Origin of the sequence: Peribacillus saganii (assembly GCF_003429095.1) — a bacterium.
Classification (GTDB): domain Bacteria; phylum Bacillota; class Bacilli; order Bacillales; family DSM-1321; genus Peribacillus; species Peribacillus saganii.
The window spans coordinates 14,549-34,423 of sequence record NZ_QVTE01000016.1 but is presented as its reverse complement, the minus strand read 5'-3'; the positions used below and the strand labels follow the sequence as shown (position 1 = coordinate 34,423).

Annotated in this window: 17 protein-coding genes; 3 read left to right on the top strand and 14 right to left on the bottom strand. The window is 39.3% G+C overall.

Features of this window, described 5'->3' with window-relative positions:
* The first annotated feature begins 180 nt into the window (after positions 1-180).
* Together D0469_RS06800 and D0469_RS06795 are read left to right on the top strand one after the other, a co-directional pair.
* A complete protein-coding gene (locus D0469_RS06800) occupies positions 181-900 on the top strand; it encodes a FadR/GntR family transcriptional regulator (protein WP_117325886.1) in 720 nt (239 codons plus the stop codon).
* 46 nt (positions 901-946) lie between these two features.
* Positions 947-1,615, top strand: a complete 669-nt coding sequence (locus D0469_RS06795) for a FadR/GntR family transcriptional regulator (RefSeq protein ID WP_117325885.1) — start codon at positions 947-949, stop codon at positions 1,613-1,615.
* 342 nt (positions 1,616-1,957) lie between these two features.
* Here the strand turns inward: D0469_RS06795 and D0469_RS06790 are convergent, their stop codons facing one another.
* The 14 genes from D0469_RS06790 to D0469_RS06725 all read right to left on the bottom strand — a co-directional run bounded on the left by D0469_RS06790 (position 1,958) and on the right by D0469_RS06725 (position 18,855).
* Positions 1,958-2,575, bottom strand: coding sequence for an RraA family protein (locus D0469_RS06790; protein WP_267897293.1), 618 nt, complete (start codon positions 2,573-2,575; stop codon positions 1,958-1,960).
* A gap of 141 nt (positions 2,576-2,716) precedes the next feature.
* Positions 2,717-3,505 (bottom strand): putative hydro-lyase, encoded by a 789-nt coding sequence (locus D0469_RS06785; RefSeq protein ID WP_407675733.1) that lies wholly within the window; start codon positions 3,503-3,505, stop codon positions 2,717-2,719.
* Between the two features lie 134 nt (positions 3,506-3,639).
* Positions 3,640-5,073 (bottom strand): sodium:solute symporter family protein, encoded by a 1,434-nt coding sequence (locus D0469_RS06780; RefSeq protein ID WP_117325882.1) that lies wholly within the window; start codon positions 5,071-5,073, stop codon positions 3,640-3,642.
* A 157-nt stretch (positions 5,074-5,230) separates the two neighbouring features.
* A complete protein-coding gene (locus tag D0469_RS06775; protein WP_117325881.1) occupies positions 5,231-6,025 on the bottom strand; it encodes a LamB/YcsF family protein in 795 nt (264 codons plus the stop codon).
* A 52-nt stretch (positions 6,026-6,077) separates the two neighbouring features.
* Positions 6,078-7,415 carry an acetyl-CoA carboxylase biotin carboxylase subunit gene (gene accC, locus D0469_RS06770; RefSeq protein ID WP_117325880.1) on the bottom strand — a complete coding sequence of 446 codons (1,338 nt, stop codon included), beginning with the start codon at positions 7,413-7,415 and terminating at the stop codon, positions 6,078-6,080.
* Positions 7,416-7,427: 12 nt separating this feature from the next.
* Positions 7,428-7,925 carry an acetyl-CoA carboxylase biotin carboxyl carrier protein gene (gene accB / locus D0469_RS06765; RefSeq protein WP_117325879.1) on the bottom strand — a complete coding sequence of 166 codons (498 nt, stop codon included), beginning with the start codon at positions 7,923-7,925 and terminating at the stop codon, positions 7,428-7,430.
* A 40-nt stretch (positions 7,926-7,965) separates the two neighbouring features.
* On the bottom strand, positions 7,966-9,678 hold the full coding sequence (locus D0469_RS06760) for a hydantoinase B/oxoprolinase family protein (RefSeq protein WP_117325878.1): 1,713 nt from the start codon (positions 9,676-9,678) through the stop codon (positions 7,966-7,968).
* A complete protein-coding gene (locus D0469_RS06755; RefSeq protein ID WP_117325877.1) occupies positions 9,644-11,767 on the bottom strand; it encodes a hydantoinase/oxoprolinase family protein in 2,124 nt (707 codons plus the stop codon). The genes D0469_RS06760 and D0469_RS06755 overlap by 35 nt, the downstream gene beginning before the upstream one ends.
* A 67-nt stretch (positions 11,768-11,834) precedes the next feature.
* A complete protein-coding gene (gene gabT / locus D0469_RS06750) occupies positions 11,835-13,154 on the bottom strand; it encodes a 4-aminobutyrate--2-oxoglutarate transaminase (protein WP_117325876.1) in 1,320 nt (439 codons plus the stop codon).
* Positions 13,155-13,418: 264 nt separating this feature from the next.
* On the bottom strand, positions 13,419-15,080 hold the full coding sequence (locus D0469_RS06745) for a thiamine pyrophosphate-dependent enzyme (protein ID WP_117325875.1): 1,662 nt from the start codon (positions 15,078-15,080) through the stop codon (positions 13,419-13,421).
* 45 nt (positions 15,081-15,125) lie between these two features.
* Positions 15,126-16,298, bottom strand: a complete 1,173-nt coding sequence (locus D0469_RS06740; protein ID WP_117326027.1) for an LL-diaminopimelate aminotransferase — start codon at positions 16,296-16,298, stop codon at positions 15,126-15,128.
* 87 nt (positions 16,299-16,385) lie between these two features.
* Positions 16,386-17,387 (bottom strand): 5-oxoprolinase subunit C family protein, encoded by a 1,002-nt coding sequence (locus tag D0469_RS06735; RefSeq protein WP_233522972.1) that lies wholly within the window; start codon positions 17,385-17,387, stop codon positions 16,386-16,388.
* Positions 17,333-18,073, bottom strand: coding sequence for a 5-oxoprolinase subunit PxpB (gene pxpB / locus D0469_RS06730; RefSeq protein ID WP_117325873.1), 741 nt, complete (start codon positions 18,071-18,073; stop codon positions 17,333-17,335). Before pxpB ends, D0469_RS06735 begins: the two co-directional genes overlap by 55 nt.
* 2 nt (positions 18,074-18,075) lie before the next feature.
* Positions 18,076-18,855 carry a LamB/YcsF family protein gene (locus D0469_RS06725; RefSeq protein ID WP_117325872.1) on the bottom strand — a complete coding sequence of 260 codons (780 nt, stop codon included), beginning with the start codon at positions 18,853-18,855 and terminating at the stop codon, positions 18,076-18,078.
* 181 nt (positions 18,856-19,036) lie between these two features.
* Between D0469_RS06725 and D0469_RS06720 the strand changes: the two genes are divergently transcribed.
* Positions 19,037-19,801 (top strand): IclR family transcriptional regulator, encoded by a 765-nt coding sequence (locus tag D0469_RS06720; RefSeq protein WP_117325871.1) that lies wholly within the window; start codon positions 19,037-19,039, stop codon positions 19,799-19,801.
* Positions 19,802-19,875 lie beyond the last annotated feature (74 nt).

Below are 19,875 nucleotides of genomic sequence, written 5' to 3'. Positions count from 1 at the left end.
AAGAAATAAATAAATCCAATCAATTAAATTTCTTTAATATGTGATATAATGGTCAGACCAAAGTAAATCCCTTTCTGATTTCCACTTTACACCATCCGCAAATCTTTGTAAATATAGAATTTTCTTAATTTTTAAACTGTATCGGGATGAAACCGCTTTAATAAAAGGAGAATAAAATTTATGGATCTAAAATCCATTAAGAAAAAAAATCTATATGAAGAAATTGTTTATCAAATCATTCAATTTACCCAAAATGAGAATCTTAAGCCTGGAGATAAGTTACCTCCTGAAAATAAACTTATGGATCTGTTTGATGTCAGTAAAACTTCTGTTCGCGAAGCGCTGAATATCCTGGCTACTAGAGGTATTATTGAGAAGAGGCCTGGGGTAGGCAGTATACTAAAAGAAGTCACCGGCAGTGTATTTGTTGAAAATATTGCGAACCGCCTCATCATGGGTGAGCAAGCATTACGGGAAATTTTAGAGTTTCGGAGGGTGATTGAAGTGGAGGCTGCAGGATTGGCAGCAGAAAGAGCAACAAAAGAACAGATTAACAAGTTACGGGAAGCACATTTAAATTTAATTAAAGCCAACGAAAATGGCGGTATCGGAATTGAAGAAGATTATTTATTTCATTATATAATCATAATTTCATCAGGCAATTCTATATTTTCATCCATTTTTGATACCATTTCTACAAGATTTTTCGAAGCAATCAAAATAACAAAAAATCAATCCGTAATGTTGTCACAGCAATACATAACAGATACCCATAAAGAACATCAAAAGATCCTTGAAGCTATTGAAGCAAAGGATGCTTACGCTGCCCGCTCGGAAATGTTAGAGCACCTTCAAAAAAATGAACAGAAGCTTTGGAGCAACGAATTGAAATTTAGCTAATCACAAGATCCCGAAACGCAGGGCAAAAACATATGGGAGGTATTGTATGGATGACCTGGAATATAAGATAAAGAGAAGCCAAAGAATGTTTGAACAGGTAGCAAAAAGAATAGGTGATTATATTGCATCTGAGAAGCTTCCAGTTGGATCAAAAATTCCTACTGAAAGGGAGTTAAGCAGTATGTTGGAAGTCAGCAGGTCTTCCATTAGGGAAGGATTACGGGTATTAGAACTGTTGAGATTCCTGGAATCCAAACAAGGCGAAGGTACTTTTGTTTCCTCTCCCCCTTCTTTTCTTATACCAAGCCACGAGCTAGGAAGCAGTCTAGAATTCGAGACTCTGAATCAATACTTTGAGATATTCATACACTGTTCAGAAAAAATAGTCATTAAGCATATTAATAATGAACCGGATACATATAAAAATAGGAACGCCCAATTAGAAGATGAAGAGGATTTCTGGAATGGATTTTGTTTTCAGATTGAAGTTCTTGGCAAGAAGATGAATAATCCCGCTCTTTTATCATTATGGCAAAATACAAAAAATCTATTATTAAAGTATGGTTATTTTTCAAAACTGCATGTCGATATTCAGTTGGATTTATTTATTAGCTTATTGTATAAAAAAGATATAACGAATTTAAATATATTCTTTTCAAAACTTTCAGCCCCTACCGGTACAAAGGATGATCTTACCCACGAATATGAGACTTAGAAAACACATCTACTGCAACAAGGATTATATGGCATTCCGCACATAACATGTTAATTGATTTATCACATTCAGTGTGCGGAAAGTAGCCCTTGCTTATCTAAATAGATCATTCGGGTGGCATGAACAGTGGTTAGGCAAAAGGGACCCTCATACAATATGTTTGTTACAACTCAGCTTTTGTTCAAATTATGGATAGCCCTATCAATAGCCAGTATATATTTAAAAATACAGGCCAATTTCTACTTGTAAATTAACAGATCCTCCACCAAAACGAACAAGTTAAAATTCCACGATATCCAAGAGCAGGCGCTATAGAAAACATAAAATTATTAGAAGCTTGTCTTAGTTCTGTGATAAGTGCAAAAGAATCCCCAACTGTTCATTAAACAACTGGGGATTCTTTTTTATAGCTTTACTCATTGCTTCTTTGTAGTTCATGGTAACGGTGCTTTTTGCGAGCCTCTCCCCATGTACTCCATTTTTTACTTTATTGAATATTAGACGTTCAGTAGCATCTATTTCTTTTGCGAAGGCCAAAACCTCATCCGCCCGGTTACGAGGGATTACCAATACACCCGATTCATCGCCCACGATAAGGTCTCCTGGACGCACCTGAATATCCGATATTGCGACCGTTTCGTTTACCGATTGGACCATCACTCGATCCTTTCCGGTAACCATGTTATGCCACCGACTTAACATGGGGTATCCTAGTTCCCTACTTCCGTCGACATCACGACAAACCCCGTCAATAACGGTACCCGTAATTCCCTTAGCTGTAGCCACATAGGTCAGGATATCCCCCCAGACCGGGCAGGTTGTACGTCCGGCGTTATTTAGAACAATAACGTCGCCTGCTTTACAATCGTCGATGTAATCGCCAACGGTTCCTTTATGCTCTCCAATCGGTACGTATTTGACAGTAAAGGCGGGACCTACCATTTTTCCCCCCTGTACAATCGGAGTTAATCATGACAACCACCACGAATTTAATACTCCCGTTCCACTTTATTAACTCTCAACTTATTGGAAGGATTCCTTCCGATGCCCCACTGAGCAAAGATCTATACTTATCTTAAAAAGGTACCCCGAGATATACCCTTATAGTATGGTCAATTGTTCTTCATTTACATCAGTGATAAACATATATCCGGTAGAATGGGTGATCATGATTTCTGGTTTCATTTGCATAGCAACAGCTTGAGGTGTTACCCCACACGCCCAAAATACAGGTGTTTCATCTTCACGAATAGGTAATATATCTCCAAAATCTGGTTTATTGATATCCTTGATACCAATGTGCTCAGGGCTTCCAATATGAATTGGAGCTCCATGAGTGCTTGGGAAATTGGTTGTGACTTGAACGGCCCGAACAAGATGTTTATTAGGAACAGGCCGCATACTTACGACAGTTGGACCAGCAAATCTCCCTGCAGGAATGCATGCAATATTGGTTTTATACACAGATACATTCGAGTCCAACTCGTGATGGCGAAGTGGTATTCCGTTCTTCAAGAGAGCACTTTCGAATGTATAACTGCACCCAATGAGAAAAGCTACCATGTCCTCTTCCCAATAATTGATGATATCGCTTACTTCACCAACTAAGATTCCTTCTCGATAGATGCAATATTTACCAATGTCTGTACGGATATCTGCATTTGGTGCGACCAGTTTTGGGATAGGAGATCCAATTTCGGTAACATCCAATATTGGACACGGTTTCGGGTTTCGCTGGCAAAATAAGAGAAATTCAAAAGCCAAATCTTTTTTTAAAATGACTAGATTTGCCTGGACAAATCCACTAGCAACCCCAGCAGTAGGCCGTGTCATTTTATCCTCGCGGATTAAACTCCTCGCTTCAAGTGGACTAAGATTAGCAAAATTCATGTTAAACATCTCCTTTTCTCTTAAAATATATTAAATTCAAGCAAAATGAGTAGTATAGTATAGTATTTTTCATGAGTTTTTCAAAAAACTAAGGTTCAATCTTTTTATTTTGATTCAAAATTAAATTTCTGAAGTTATTTAGCGGCATGGACATTATTCATTTTTTGGTCAGGTCCTGCTTGTTTTTTGGATAGCAAGTAGCCTAAAAAGAATCCAATAATGGATAGGCCGATTCCCCAATAGATCTCATGAATAGAAGTAATTTTAAAGGTATTGAATAGTTTTCCAGCAACAGCTCCGACGAAACCAAAAATACTACTAAATGCACCTGCGGCAGGGCTCTTTTTCTTTTTAAGAACGGCGATGACGATAGGTACAAATAACGTTGAACCTATAATCCCCCATGCATAGGCAGCAAATAACACAATAAACGATATTTTTTTAAATGTCATGACAACAGTGGTTATTATGCATATAACTCCAAACGCGAGAGTTGCTATTCGAGAAGCAAAGAGTTTCTTTTGATCAGTCAATTTATTCCGAGAAACGACTTCGTGGATATCGTTCACATAATATACACCGACTATATTTAAAATTGAGTCTACTGTAGATAATATTCCTCCGATTAAAGCGGCCATTACTACGACACCTAACACTGGAGGAAAAACGCTTTTTGCCAAATACGGGAATGCCTGATCACCAATATTTTCTGGAGCCAAATAAAATGCACCAATTCCAATGATTGTGATAGCCAAATAAGTGAACAGCAAACAAATAGCTCCATAGCCAAACATTAATCTAGCAACCTGTCTATTTTTACTGGAAAACATTCTTTGTAAATAGTAAGGCTGTACAGCAACCCCTAATCCCCAAACCATCGACCAAGCAATTAACTGGCTTATTGTAGCGGTGTTTCCCTGTAGAGGCGTATTGAACGGGCCTGCAAAAAATGCATGTAATGGAACTTTGGTTAACATAAAAATTACCGCAAGGCTAAGACCAATTGCTATAATAATGGCTTGGATAGTATCCGTACGGGCAATTGCTGTTAAACCGCCCATTACTGAATAAGATAGAAATACTATCCCAACAATTAATACAGCTAAATATTCCGGAATTCCTACGATAGTTCTGACTAGTATCCCAACTGCATAAAGTTGGGATACTAATGTGACGGTGTATGCAATAATTATGGTAAATGCAGAGAAAACTTGTAAAAGGCGAGAGTTGTAATTATGAAATAAATACTCAGGAATTGTCTTACAATTAGAATCATGGACTTTTTTGGCTAAGAGTACTAAGATTATAATCCCTACTTGAACACCGATTCCTTGAAATAAAAGGAAAGACCAACCATAATTAGAAGCGTAACCTACTCCTCCTATGATTGAAACAGCTGAAATAAATGTTGCCACAAATGTACCTAAAGATAAAAATAGACCCAACTGCCTGCCTGCAACTGCATAATCCTCTGTACCTTTAACCCTCCTATTTGCCCATATTCCAACTCCTATTATTGCGAGGAATAAAATAATGAGAATCGATAGGTATATAAAATTTATCTCCATAAACTTTACCCCCTTTAAAAATTAGTCCTCTGCATTTCTATTAAGAGTTAATGAAATGATAATTGGCATGATACCAATAACAACAAAGGCAACAACAGACAAAATTGAGCCATTCATTACTTGAACCTCCTCATGTTATTTAAAGGCCTTAAAGCTTTTATCGATCATGTAACTTCAATTCTGTTTTATGCCAACGACCAACTGGACCAATTTCTACACCCGCGTGTTCTAATTTGGCTCTTACTTGCCGGATGACTTCTAATGCGCCCGGTGTATCACCATGAACACAGACACTTTGTGCCTCTATATCAATTAGCTCTCCATCGATCGTTTTTATTTTGTTTTCAACAACCATTCGCATTACATGTTCCGCTGCTTCCGCCGAATCTTTGATTACTGCACCAGGTATTTTACGTGACACTAGATTTCCTTCCTTTGTATAGGCACGGTCCGCAAAAACTTCAAGTACGACGGAAAGCCCATTCTCAACCGCTGCTTTATGAATTTCTCCGCTTGGTATTACAAACAATTTTGTATCCGGGAGAACCAGTCGTATTGAATCTACCACTGCATTGGCGACTCTACGGTTCACAACGCACATATTGCCCAAGCTTCCATGTGGTTTTATATGTTGTATCTCTACACCGTGCTTATCACAAAATGCTTGTAATGCGCCCATTTGATAAATACAATAATTGATTAAGTCTTCGCTACTTATATCCATTTCTCTTCGTCCAAATCCCAATAAATCGGGGAAGCCCATGTGAACACCTATACCTACTCCATACTCCTTGGCCATCGCCACCGTTCGATCCATTACATTTGGATCCCCTGCATGAAATCCACAAGCAATATTTGCTGATGTGATCAGTTTGATTACTTCCTCATCGATACCTAGTTTGTATACTCCAAAACTTTCTCCCATATCACAATTCAAATCGATTTTTCTCATACTTACCTCCATCTCATTACATTTAATTTTTTCAAAAAACATTTATCAATATCTAGTTTGAATTTTCCAAAAACTTCGTGTTGAAGTCCCCCTTAAGGAAACAATCATTTTCTAATAATGTGAGATGGAAAGGAATAGTCGTATTTACGCCTTCAATAACAAATTCCCCCAAAGCTCTCTTCATACGCTGGATTACTTCATTACGGTCTTTTCCCCAGACAATAACCTTTGCCACCATCGAATCATAAAATGGTGAAATTTGATACCCTGCATACACTGCACTATCCACCCTGACACCAAAGCCACCTGGGGGCAAGTATTTATCCACAGTACCAGGAGATGGCATAAAATTCTTTGCTGGATTTTCGGCGTTAATCCGACACTCCATAGCCCAGCCGTTGATTTTCACATCAGCTTGACTAAAAGAGAGAGGCTGTCCGACGGCGACTGCAATTTGTTCTTTGATCAAATCAATCCCCGTGACGCATTCTGTCACCGGATGTTCCACCTGTATTCGGGTGTTCATCTCCATAAAATAGTATCGGCCATGTTTATCCAAGAGGAACTCAACAGTCCCAGCACCGTAATAGTTAACCGCGCGAGCTGCCGCTATGGATGCAGCCCCCATCTTGTTACGTAACTCTTGATCAAGAGCTGGTGATGGTGCCTCTTCCACCAATTTTTGGTGCCGGCGTTGAATCGAGCAATCTCTTTCACCAAGATAAACCACATTTCCATGTTTATCAGCAATAATCTGGATTTCCACATGACGGGGCTCTTCAAGATATTTTTCAAGGTATACACCGCCATTCCCAAAAGCGGTCTCAGCTTCCTTCTGTGCCTTACGGATGGCATTTCTTAATGTTTCTTCATCATAGGCAACTCTCATTCCTTTTCCGCCACCACCAGCCGTAGCCTTTACGATAACAGGATACCCTATTTCTTTAGCCACCCTGACGGCTTCATTCACATGTTCGATTACACCCTCTGTTCCAGGAACAGTCGGGACACCAGCTTGTTTCATTGTTTCTCGGGCTATCGCTTTATCCCCCATCTTGCTAATGGCCTCAGGGTCCGGTCCGATAAATGTAATTCCGCATCTTGTACACACTTGTGCAAAATTGGCATTCTCTGCTAGAAATCCATAACCAGGATGTATGGCATCTGCATTGGTAAGATTAGCCACACTGATTATATTAGCGATATTCAAATAGCTATCTTTTGAAACAGTTGGGCCAATACAGTAAGCTTCGTCCGCCATTTTGACATGCAACGCTTCACTATCTGCTTCCGAATACACGGTAACAGTCGCAATATTCATTTCTCTGCAAGCTCTGATCACACGAACTGCGATTTCTCCTCTATTGGCTATCAGGACTTTTTTAAACATTCTTATTCCCCCTTATTCCGGTTTAACCAGAAATAAAGCTTGCCCATAATCTACCATCTGTCCATTTTCAGCAAGAATTTCGACGATCTCACCCCTCACTTCTGCTTCAATCTCGTTATACAATTTCATGGCTTCCACCATGCAGACAACCGTATTTGGTTCAACCTCATCCCCTACCCGCACAAACTTTTTGGCATCTGGCTCGGGCGCTGCGTAAAATGTTCCTACCATGGGTGACACAATTTTGTGTACATTTGGTGTTTCGTTTTTGGGCAAATTACTTTCGGATATAAAAGATTCATCTTGCTTATTGGACTCATCAGGTGTGGAAACCCGATTGCTGGGCAGTTCTTCAATCGAATTTCCGGTCTCAAGAGCTAATAATGAAGAATTTCCTTTTTTTATCAGTATCTTTGCCATCTTCGCCTCTTCGATTTCAAACTGAAATTCTTCAAAAGAAGATTCATTTACTAACTGGATTATTTCTCGCAGTTCTTGAATTTTAACCATCTATTTCACTCCATTTTCATTTATCATTAGACAACAGACTTTAGCAGTTTCTTTTGGTTTGACTCCAGTCTATCTGTAGACCTTTGGGGGTTGATTCAATAACAATGCCATAATCTGTTTTGGCCGTTTCTTGTGAGATGTAACCATTGATAACATCTAAAAGAACTAGTTCCGGATCACGTTGTTCAGGGTTACCATAACCGCCTCCACCTGGAATCTTTAAAGTTATGGTATCTTCTGGCTGCAGGGTATAAAGTGCTTTGGATGTTAACGGTGTTTTATTATTGAATAGGACCTCTGCTCTTGCTCCGGATTTCCCCCCTGATAAACCGCGTGGGGGAAAATTAAGGCCATCAAACATGAAAGGTAAACGCCATGGCTTATTGGTGCGAACGCCGAAGCGAATAATTTGTCCAAGGCCGCCCCGGTACTTTCCACTCCCGCCAGAGTCTTGACGAAGCTCTTTATGATAAATTATTAACGGCGAACTGATTTCGGTAATTTCAACTGGCGTTCCTCTGACTCCTGAAGGAAAGCCTGTTGCAGACAAACCATCTTTAATCGGACTAGCCCCCATCCCACCTGTATTGAATGTTACATACGAAAATGGCTTACCTTCTAGATCTTCTCCGTATACCTGTATGTTCCAGAGTGAAGTTGCTCCTTCAGCAATTACTTTGTCTGGAATGGCTTGGTGCAGTGCACCTAGAGCACATACGGGGGCAAAGTGTCCGATAATATGTCGGGCGGCTGTGGGCATTGGATGTTCAGCATTCAGGACACAACCTTTAGGAGCCGTGACAGTTAATGGACGGAAACTTCCCTCATTATTTGGAATATCCGGGGCAATAGCTACTTTTAAACCGTAGGTCACATAAGCCAAAGTATAATAAAGAGAAACATTAACCCCTTTTAAACTGGCTGGCGATGTTCCCTTAAAATCTACTGAAATTTCATCACCTTTGATAGTTACAGAACATTTTATTTTAATTGGCTCACCTACACCATCAGTATAAATTTCATTTTTGTAGACCCCGTCCGGAATATCTGAAATAACTTTCCGCATAGCTGCTTCTGATCTCTTTATAACTTCATCACCAAGGGCATCAATTTCTGTTAAACCAAATTCATTAAGAGTTTCTATTAAGTTTTTAATCGCAACTTCTTGAGCAATAACCTGAGCTCGCAGGTCTCCTAGAACTTCGTATGGTGACCTGACATTAGCTTCAATGATGGATTGCAGGCTTTCGTTTAACTGCCCAGCACTATAGTATTTCATATAGGGAATATACAGACCTTCTTCATATATACTTTCACCTTCAGCACTGTAACCCCGTCCTCCTATGTCTGGGACATGACATACGGATGCAAAATAGCCAATTAGATTATCATTGTAAAATATGGGGGTTACTATTGTGACGTCTAGAAGATGTCCGGAAATTTCATAAGGGTTGTTACTAATCAAAACGTCACCAGGATGTAAAGACTGTGAGGGGATATGTTCTAAAAAATGACGGATACCTAGTGCCATTGTATTAATGTGACCGGGTGTACCTGTATTGGCTTGAGCAATCATATTTCCCTTGCTGTCAAATAACCCGCAGGATAAATCTTCAGCATCTGAAAGAAGGTTTGAGAATGACGTTCTAATCAATGTTTTAGCCTGTTCTTCCAAGTTGGTAATAAGTCGATTCCACAAAACTTCCACCTGAACGGAATCAAACATATTGGCTTTTTTTGACGTTTTTATCATTTACTCTACCACCCTTTGAATTTAAGATTAAGTTAGAGAATGGATCGACAGTCAAAGAGAAGTTTGGGGTCACAACCATTGTCGATTCTCGCTCTTCAATAATTGCAGGCCCGGAAACAATGGCCCCTGGGCTCAATTTGGTACGATCGTAAACGGGGGTTGGTATATAGTCGGAATATTGGTCAAAATAAACCTTCCGTTTACCTTTAGGTTCCGGGTTAATAGAACTTCCATCAGAATTAAAGTTTAATGAAAGTTCAGGAGTTGGCCCTTGGACGACTACACGCCAATTAACGGTTTCAATCGGTACAGTTTCGCTAGCCTCTACGTACAGTTTCTTATATTGGTGTTTAAAATTGCTTAGAATCATTTGGATTGAATCTTCATTTAACGGGCCATTTGGAATAGGAACGCCTATTTCATAAGATTGACCAACATATCTCATTTCACATTTGCGGATTACTGTTATGTCGTCGGAACTTATACCTGACTGGGCAAGAAGTGATTCTCCATCTTTTTCCATTTCCATTAAAAGGTCTGTAATTTTCTGTAGATTCAATTGATCTAGTTGACCCGGATAGCTTCGAACAAAATCAAATGCAAGTGGTGAAGACAGAAATCCAAATGCAGAACAAACTCCCGCGCCGACAGGGGAAATAATTGTAGATACATCAAGGATATTTGCCATGTTGCAAACATGAACAGGGCCAGCCCCTCCTGTAGCAAACAGCGGATAATTACGAATATCCTTACCTTTTTCAACGGCGTGAATTCTAGCTGCACCAGCCATATTTTCATTAACTATATGGTGGATGCCCCATGCTGCCTCCACTACATCCAGGCCTAGTGGTTTTGCGACATGTTCTTCAATTGCTTTATATGCAGCATCAGCATCTAATCGCATGTCACCGCCTAAGAAAAAGTCAGGATTTAGGTAACCCAACACCAAATCAGCATCTGTAACGGTTGGCAATTTCCCGCCTTTTCCGTAACAAGCTGGGCCGGGATCGGAACTTGCACTTCTCGGTCCTATTTTTAAAAGATTCAATCGATTAATATGGGCGATACTTCCGCCGCCTGCACCGATTTCAATCATTTCCACCACAGGAACTTTTACTGGAATGCCGCTTCCCTTCTTAAAACGGTTTTCACGCCCCACTTCAAATTCGTTTGTGATAATTGGTTCACCGTTGTCTACTAAACTGGCTTTAGCTGTTGTTCCTCCCATATCAAAAACCAACAGATTGGAAATATCGCATAGCTTACTATAATACGCCCCAGCGATTGTTCCACCCACTGGTCCCGACTCTAATATGCGGATAGGAAAACGACAAGCCGTTTCAATCGTACAGGTTCCCCCACCTGAAAGCATCATATGGAATTGGCCATTAAATCCTTGATTTTTAAGTTCTTTTTCCAATTTGGTTAGATAATTCTCCACAAGCGGCTGTACATAAACATTAGCAATTGTTGTTGAGGCCCTTTGGTATTCCCTGATCTCTGGAGAGACCTCGGAAGATAGTGAAACTCGGATATTAGGTGCCACTTCCTGTGCGATTTCCAAAATTCTCTTTTCGTGAACTGAATTTTTATATGCATGAATTAAGCATACAGCTACGGCTTCAACATTTTGTGCCTGCAATTCTTTAAAAATTTCCGCTGCTTCACTTTCCTTCAAAGATTGTAGAATCTCACCATTAGCCAGAATCCTTTCCTCCACAGTAAATCTTAAGCTTCTTGGTACCAATGGCGTTGGCTTTTCTATAAAAAGATCGTACAGGTCATACCGATTTTCATTACCAATTTCTAATTGATCACGAAAGCCGTTTGTTGTGATAAATGCCGTCTTAACGCCTTTTCGCTCAATTAAAGCGTTAACTACTAGTGTGGTACCATGGATAATGGTCTTTATGTCACTATATGTAAAGCCATACTTCAAAAGATTTTCATTCAAGCCTTTGAGAAATCCTTCAGATGGATCAGGATAGGTGGTCAACGTTTTACCAAACATCCTGTTTCCTTCTTCATCAATAAACACTATATCTGTAAATGTTCCTCCAATATCAATCCCAACACGAATGACTGACATAAATAACCTCCTGCGATTTTCTCGTTATTGATTTCCTTTAACCAAGGGTTATTTCTAAACAATTGATTCAATTAACGTCACTTTTTTCAGTAAGTTGAATGACATCAACAATAACGTCCAATGCTTCCATTAGTTGATTATTAGTGATTACAAGTGGTGGCAGCAAACGTATGACATTTCCATGTGCACCCGCTGTAAAAGTTATTACGCCTCTTTCATGACAGCCCCGGGAAACTCTTGCTGCGAATGATCCATTTGGTTCCTTTTTCTTTTTATCTTTGACGAATTCCATCCCAACCATTGCACCCAATCCGCGAACATCACCAAGAAATTTCGATGGGAAATTCAATTGAGACTTAATCTGTTCTCCAATAAAGTTGGCACGTTCTAATAATTTTTCATTTTCTATCATCTCAATCACCTTTAATGCCGCTACACAACCAAGAGGGTTGCCGCCTAACGTTCCTCCAAGTTCTGTTACCTCTGGATAATTAACGATTTCGGACCTTCCAGTTACCGCAGATAAGGGGATTCCAGCCGCAATTGATTTCGAAATAACGGTAATGTCCGGATAAATATGAAAATGTTCCATTCCAAACCATTTACCTGTTCGGCCAAACCCAGTTTGTACCTCATCTGCAATGAGAAGAATCCCGTAATTTGAGCAAATTTCTTTAACGCCTTGAACAAACTCTACAGACGGAGCAATAATTCCCCCATCACCTTGAACCGGCTCCAATATCACAGCCGCAACATCATTAGGATCAACAGAATATTGAAACAAGGTTTGAAAGTTCTCTAAAAGTTCTTTATCAGTGCGTTGATCACGATAGTAATATGGATATGGTAATCGGTACACATCTGTAGCTAGTGGCCCAAACCCACTTTTTATTCCTTTAACCTTACTTGTTAATGTCATGGCCAACAATGATCTACCATGAAATCCGCGCTCGAAGGATATGATTGCCCGACGTCCAGTATATCGCCGTGCAATTTTCACGGCATTTTCAACAGCTTCTGCTCCACTATTAAAAAGAACTGTTTTCTTAGGAAAATCCCCAGGTATCAGATTGTTCAATGTTTGTGCTAGGCGTATGTATGGTTCATGCATGGTGACATTGAAAATAGGGTTTATGAAATTATTTAATTGTTCTCTAATTGCCCCTACTACTTTCTCCGGTGAATGTCCAACATTTAAGCTTCCTATACCTGCAGCCATGTCAATGAAGCAGTTATCATCAATATCCGTTAAAAGAGCACCTGATGCTTTCTTAGTCACAATTGGTAAAGCTGTGGAGATTCCTCGAGCGATAGCTTCTTCACGTTGCTTCAGTAGTTCAGTGGATCGCGGACCAGGAATGGAAGTTTTTAATTTAATATCACCCAATTAAACAAACCCTCCTTAACTGAATATTCAATTATTTTTAAATCCAGAAAGACAAATTCTGCTAACCATACTGCAAGCAATCCGATACACTGTTTTTGAAATTAGTTGAATGGATAAATAATCAAAATATCAAAATTTTAGAGAAGCTTCCTCAAAGTCTATAAACACCAATTTGAGAGAGGCCTTTTTTCTATTAATTACTGAAAAATCCGCCATTCACCTAACTTTCCTGATTTTTTATTGCTTGCCCAACGCTCAGGGATGTCAGGCATGATTCAATGCTTTTTGGCGAATAGAAGTAATTGTTTCTTGTACAGAAATCCGCTCAGGGTTAGTTATGATCTCAATAATTGTCACTTCCCCCTCGTTTAGTGCTTGTTCAAGTGCATTTCTAAATTCTTCATTCGTTGTTACACGAAAATTCTTCGCTCCTAAGGCACTGCCGAGCATAGAGAAGTTTGTGTGACTTAACTTAGTGCCAATCACGCGCTCAGGGTAATTTTTTTCTTGATGCATTCGAATGGTTCCATACATACTATTATTAAATACAAGAGCAATCACTGGGATATTGTACCGGACAGCAGTTTCTATTTCTTGAACTGTCATCATAAACCCGCCGTCGCCTGATAAGGAAACAACTGTTTTTTTTGGATTAGCAAGTTTTGCACCGATTGCGGAAGGCAATCCATATCCCATTGCACCAGATGTCGGGCCGATATATGTTTTGGGACTTGTAAAGGAATAAAAATTATGCAGCCAACTTGCAAAATTACCGGCATCGTTTGTTATTATCGATTCTTTTGGAAGCATGCTCTCTAGCATTCGTATAATTTCTCGATTGTCGATTGAATGTTCTTTTTCAACAGCAACGTTATCACCAGCATGTTTATAGGCTGCATGACGTTCATTTGCCCATGTACTCCAGCTGTGATCTATCTTCATAGTAAGCAATTCTTCCAGTGCTGCTTTAGCGTCCGAAATAATTCCAACTTGCGGACTAAAAACTTTACCTAGTGTATCCTCGCTTATATCGATATGAATGAGTGTCTGTTCCGGTTTAATAATGCTGTAATCCTGGGTTGTTACTTCTGAAAGACGTGTACCGACGGCAAGGATAAGGTCCGCCATACGAAGAGTATCAAGAATAGAGGGAAATGTCCCAAGCCCGCAATGCCCAGTATAAAGAGTATGATCATTCGGAAATACATCATGGCGACGAAATGATGACAGAACAGGAATCTTAAACTTCTCAGCTAGCGCAAGTAAAGCCTGTTCACCATTAGACGCAATAACACCGCCGCCAGCTAGAATAACAGGTCGTTTTGCTTGTTCAAGCAGCTCCTGTACAAATGAAATTTCTTGAACACTAGGGCGTGGAGCCGGAGCATGAGAAACCGGTCCAAAACACATGTCTGCTTCTTCAATGAGAACATCCTCAGGAAGGGAAATAACAACAGGACCTGGCCGACCACTTTTTGCGATTCGAAATGCCCTCTGAACAAGTTCGGGTATTCGTCCAACATCAGTAATTTCTACGGTCCATTTAGCAATATGTCCAAAGAATCGATCGAGGTCTACTTCTTGGAAACCTTCCCGGCCACGAAATTCACTATGTACCTGCCCCAAAAAAACAACCATTGGTGTTGAATCCTGGTAAGCTGTATGAACACCAATAGCTAGGTTAGCCCCGCCTACTGCCCGCGTTGCCATGACTACACCCGGTTTTCGAGTAGCTTTACCGTAACCTTCGGCCATAAAAGCAGCCCCGCCTTCATGGCGGTTAGAAATTAACTCCATACAATCTGTTTCATAGATGCTATCCATCAGAGGTAAGTAGCTTTCACCTGGAACACAGAAAACATACTCAACACCCTCTAGTTTCATACACTCTACAATCGCGTTAGCACCGTTCAGCCTCTGCTTCATTATTTTTATCCCTCACTTTTTTTATTTTTAATAATTTAGAACATATTAAACAGAAAGTACCAGCTTTGACCTAATTCGATCAATCGCTTGCTGCAAACGTTCAGTTGGTACAGACAATGAGATTCTAAAGTATCCTTCTCCGTATTCCCCAAAAGCTGTGCCGGGTGTTACGATTACACCTGTCTTTTCTAGAACATTTTTTACAAATTCACTAGATGAAAATACTTTTGGTACCGTTGCCCAAATAAAAAAGCTTCCTTTTGGACTATCCGCTTCAATGCCCAATTCTTGAAGCGCTTTAAGCATCCATTTTCTTCGTTGCTTATATATTTCATTGTATTCCGCTATGCAAGTTTGATCATCCGTTAGTGCGGTGGCCGCTGCTTTTTGAATCGGAATAAATTGACTGGTGTCTACATTACTTTTTACAACTGATAATGATTTCAGGGCGTCCCTATTTCCAACTGCATATCCGATTCTCCATCCTGTCATTGAATACGTTTTGGAAAGAGAGCCGAATTCAACAGCGACTTCCCTTGCCCCCTCTGCCTGTAAAATACTCGGAGACTGATATCCATCAAATGTAACCATTTGGTATGCTGCATCGTGTGCAATTGTAATTTGATTTTCACGAGAAAAGTCGACAGCTTCTTGGAAAAATTCATGTCCTGCAACAGCTGCTGTCGGATTACTTGGATAATTTAAAAACATTATTTTTGCTTTTTCTTTTATGTGTGAAGGAATTATTGAGAAGTCCGGCAAGTACTGATTTCCTCTAAGTAACGGCATGCTGTAAGGAAAACCATTTGCTAGAAAAGTTGCTGTCCGATATGTAGGATATCCGGGGTCTGGAAGTAATACAAAATCACCGGGATCAATGGATGCAGATATAAAATGAGCAATTCCTTCTTTAGATCCAATTAGTGTAAGAATTTCTGTCTCTGGATCCAAATCTACATTGAATTGTTTTTTGTAGAATTTTGCTACAGCTTCTCGGAATTCTTGACAACCACTATAACCTGAGTATTTAAAGTTGTTTGGGTCCTTCATTTCCTCCAGTAGGCGCTCTATAATGTGCGCTGGAGTAGGGAGGTCTGGACAGCCGATGCCAAGATCAATCACATCTACCCCTTGCTCTATTAATTCCTGTTTTTTTCTATTTATCTCGCTAAATAAGTATGGAGGAATATTTGCAACACGCTGGGATTTTATATACATATCTACCATTCACCCTTCTTTTTATTGCTATGATAAATGTGAATTGCGCCAACTTTGATGTCAAAATCTCTTCACGAGAATACTACGCTACCTAGATGGCATTGCCAGGTTTGCCAGTTGCAATTCAGAGAGTAATTGTTCTTGTTTAGACAACAATTTTTGTGCCTCTTCAACCCCAATTACTTCAAATTCGATCTGATCACCCGGCTTTTTTTGAGCCATATATGGAAGATCAACGCTAATTATGACACCTACAACCGTGTATCCTCCCGAAGTACCGGCATCTGACATATGTACAATCGGTTGACCATTTGCCGGTACCTGTATTACACCTGGTGTAATAAATTCCGAAATGATATCAGCCTTATTAACGTGCTGTAGCGGCTTTCCTTCTAACCTGTATCCCATGCGATCCGAGTTATTAGAGACATTATAATGATTAGAAACAAGGGTTTGAATTGCCTCATTTGTAAACTTATTATTATGAGGACCAAGAACAATTCGCACTGGCCGTGCTGTTTTATAATCTGGAACATCACCTGACTTGAATTTCCTTCCAGAAACACGTCTATAATCAAAGCGAGAGTGTCCAATCTGAATAAGGTCGCCCTTCTTTAGTGCCCTGCCTTCAAATCCTCCGTAGTTTCCTCGTATAAAAGTAGAGCGACTGCCCATAACCATCGGAACATCAATGCCGCCAGCAAATGCAATATACGCTCTGCAGCCATATTTACAGCTGTCAAAAGTTAGTTCATCTCCCTCAGTTACAAGTAATGACTTCCACATCGGAACTGGCTTTCCATTAAGGTACACCGAAAAGCTCCCACCTGTGATGGCGATTACTCCTTCTCGAAGGAATGTTATATGCGGACCTATTATAGTGGCTTCTAGTACTGCATCCCCTTCGTTGTTTCCCACTAAAATATTTGCAAGACGCAAGGCCAGAGTATCCATACCCCCACATGCTGATACACCAAATACCTGATAAGAATGACGGCCTAGATCTTGGACAGTCGTCAGTACACCCGCCTTTTCTATCTTTGCGAATTCCATTTCAGATCCCACTCTCTTTGTCTTTGTTCGTTCCATGAATCTGCTTCTTCTGAATTAATTTGTACAAGTTGAACGTTATCTCCTGCGTTAATAATACTCGGGGGCTCGTGATGAGGGTTAAAAGTTTCCATGGGCGACCAACCAACAATATGCCATCCTCCAGGCGATGATATGGTATAAAGTCCTATTTGTTCATTTGCAATGGCAATACTGCCTTTCGGAATTTTTATTCTAGGATTAGAGCGACGTGGCAATATAAGACGCTCATCCAAATCTCCACAGTAAGGGAAACCGGCTATAAAACCTACCATGTAGACAAGATATGGTTTTGATTGTATAATTCCAACTACATCTCTTGAACTTAAATTGGTTCGTTCCGCCACTTCCTCTAAATCTGGCCCGTAGTCTCCACCAAAGACTACCGGTATAAATATCTTGTTGCCTTTAATATCTCTTTCATCATTAATTGAGTCTTCTAATTCTTTTAGCTGCTCAACTAATTTGTTAAATTTAATTATTATAGGGTTATAACAGACAGCCAAACTATTAAAAGCTGGAATAAGCCTTTCAATTCCCTCTATATTTCTTTCGGTTATTATTTGGGACAAAGAGCGAACGCACTTATTTACTTTCGGTGACAATATATCTTCAAATTTAATAATGATCGTTTTTTCTCCCATTGGTATATAGGATAGGGATTTTCTTAGCATGCTTGTGACCAAATTTATCTCACCTCTTCAGCGGTCTGACCAATTGGAACGATTTGCACACCTGCTTTCTCAAGTTCACTCCTCAAGTAACGAATAATCTCAAGTGAGCCCTGCGTGTCCCCATGTACGCAAATGCTTTCACCTGACATTTCAATCATATCGCCCTCTATCGTCCTTACCTTTCCATCAACAACCATTCTTACAACATTCTGTGCTGCTAGCTTTGGATCTTTGATTACAGCGCCAGGGATTTTTCGAGATACAAGGGTACCGTTTTTGTTATACGCACGATCCGCAAATATTTCTAAAATGAAAGGAACATTTTTTTCTTCTGATAGTTTATGCAGCTCGCTACCTGGCTTTACAAAGATAGGGATTCCAGGAAGGACCATTAGTACAGAATCTACTATTGCTTCAGCGATTACTCGATCAGTATCTGCCATATTATTCATATTTCCATGCGGTTTGATGTGTTGAATTTTCACATCGTGTTTACGGCAAAATGCTTCTAATGCCCCAATCTGATAAATATTGTAGTTGACCAATTCTTGGTATGAAACATCCATATTTCTTCTGCCAAAACCAAGCAAATCTGGAAAACCCATATGTACCCCAATTCCAACATTATTTTCCTTGGCCATTTTAACTGTGCGGTCCATTACATTTGGATCTCCAGCATGAAATCCACAAGCAATATTTGCAGACGTAATTAATTTGATTACTTCCTCATCCATTCCAAGCTTATAAGCACCAAAACTTTCCCCCATATCACAATTCAAATCAATACGTTTCATATGCATTCCTCCTTGTTTCAATAAATGAAACATTATTTCAAGTAATTTCAATTATAATTATTGCACAAGATTACTGAATATTCAAATATTTTTAAAACGAAATATTATTTCATTAATTGAAATGAATATTTTTTTGTGTTTAAATTAATAAAAAGTGGGTGCATTGAAGGGTTGGATACTCATGAATGAAAGTGTAATCAAAGCACTTAATCTATTAGATTTTTTCTTGGAAGAAAAAAAAGAATTGACACTTAGTGAAATAGCAAAAAAATCAAATTTGTCAAAACCTACATTATTTCGACTTCTTAGCTCTTTAGAAGTTACTGGCTTTTTGACAAAGACGAAGAATACCCAGCAAGATGTTCGTTACCGTTTAGGAATAAAATTACTAGAATTAGGGAATATGGTTTCGGAGCAATTGGAGTTACGTACAGTCGCTTTACCACTGATGAGAAAACTTTGTACAGATATAAATGAAGCTGTACACCTTGTTATATTAGATGGAGATAATGCTGTATATATTGAAAAAGTTGAAAGCAATCATGCAGTAAGGCTTTATACGAGAGTTGGAAAACGTTCTGAATTATATATTGGTTCAGGTCCAAAATTATTACTTGCCTACATGCCGGAAGCTCTGCAGAAAGCTGTATTAGAAAAAATGAAATTTACAAAGCTGACTCCAAATACAATAGAAAATAAAGAAACTCTTTATAATGAAATCAACAATATTAAAAAACAAGGGTATTCTATTAGTTTTAGTGAACAAGATCAAGAAACAATTGGAATTTCCTACCCTATAAAAGACTATACTCAAAATGTAGTAGCCGCATTAACTATAAGTGGTCCCAATTCAAGAATGCAGGAAATAATTGAAGAAATCAGTAAAAAAACAAAAGAAGCAGCCAGAAGTATTTCACTTCAACTTGGTTATCCGGAAAAATATTAAAACCTAGTCCTACTTACTCAATGACCTTTTATTGAAAAAAGGGTGTCACCAACTAAAACGCAGCTTTACAACGT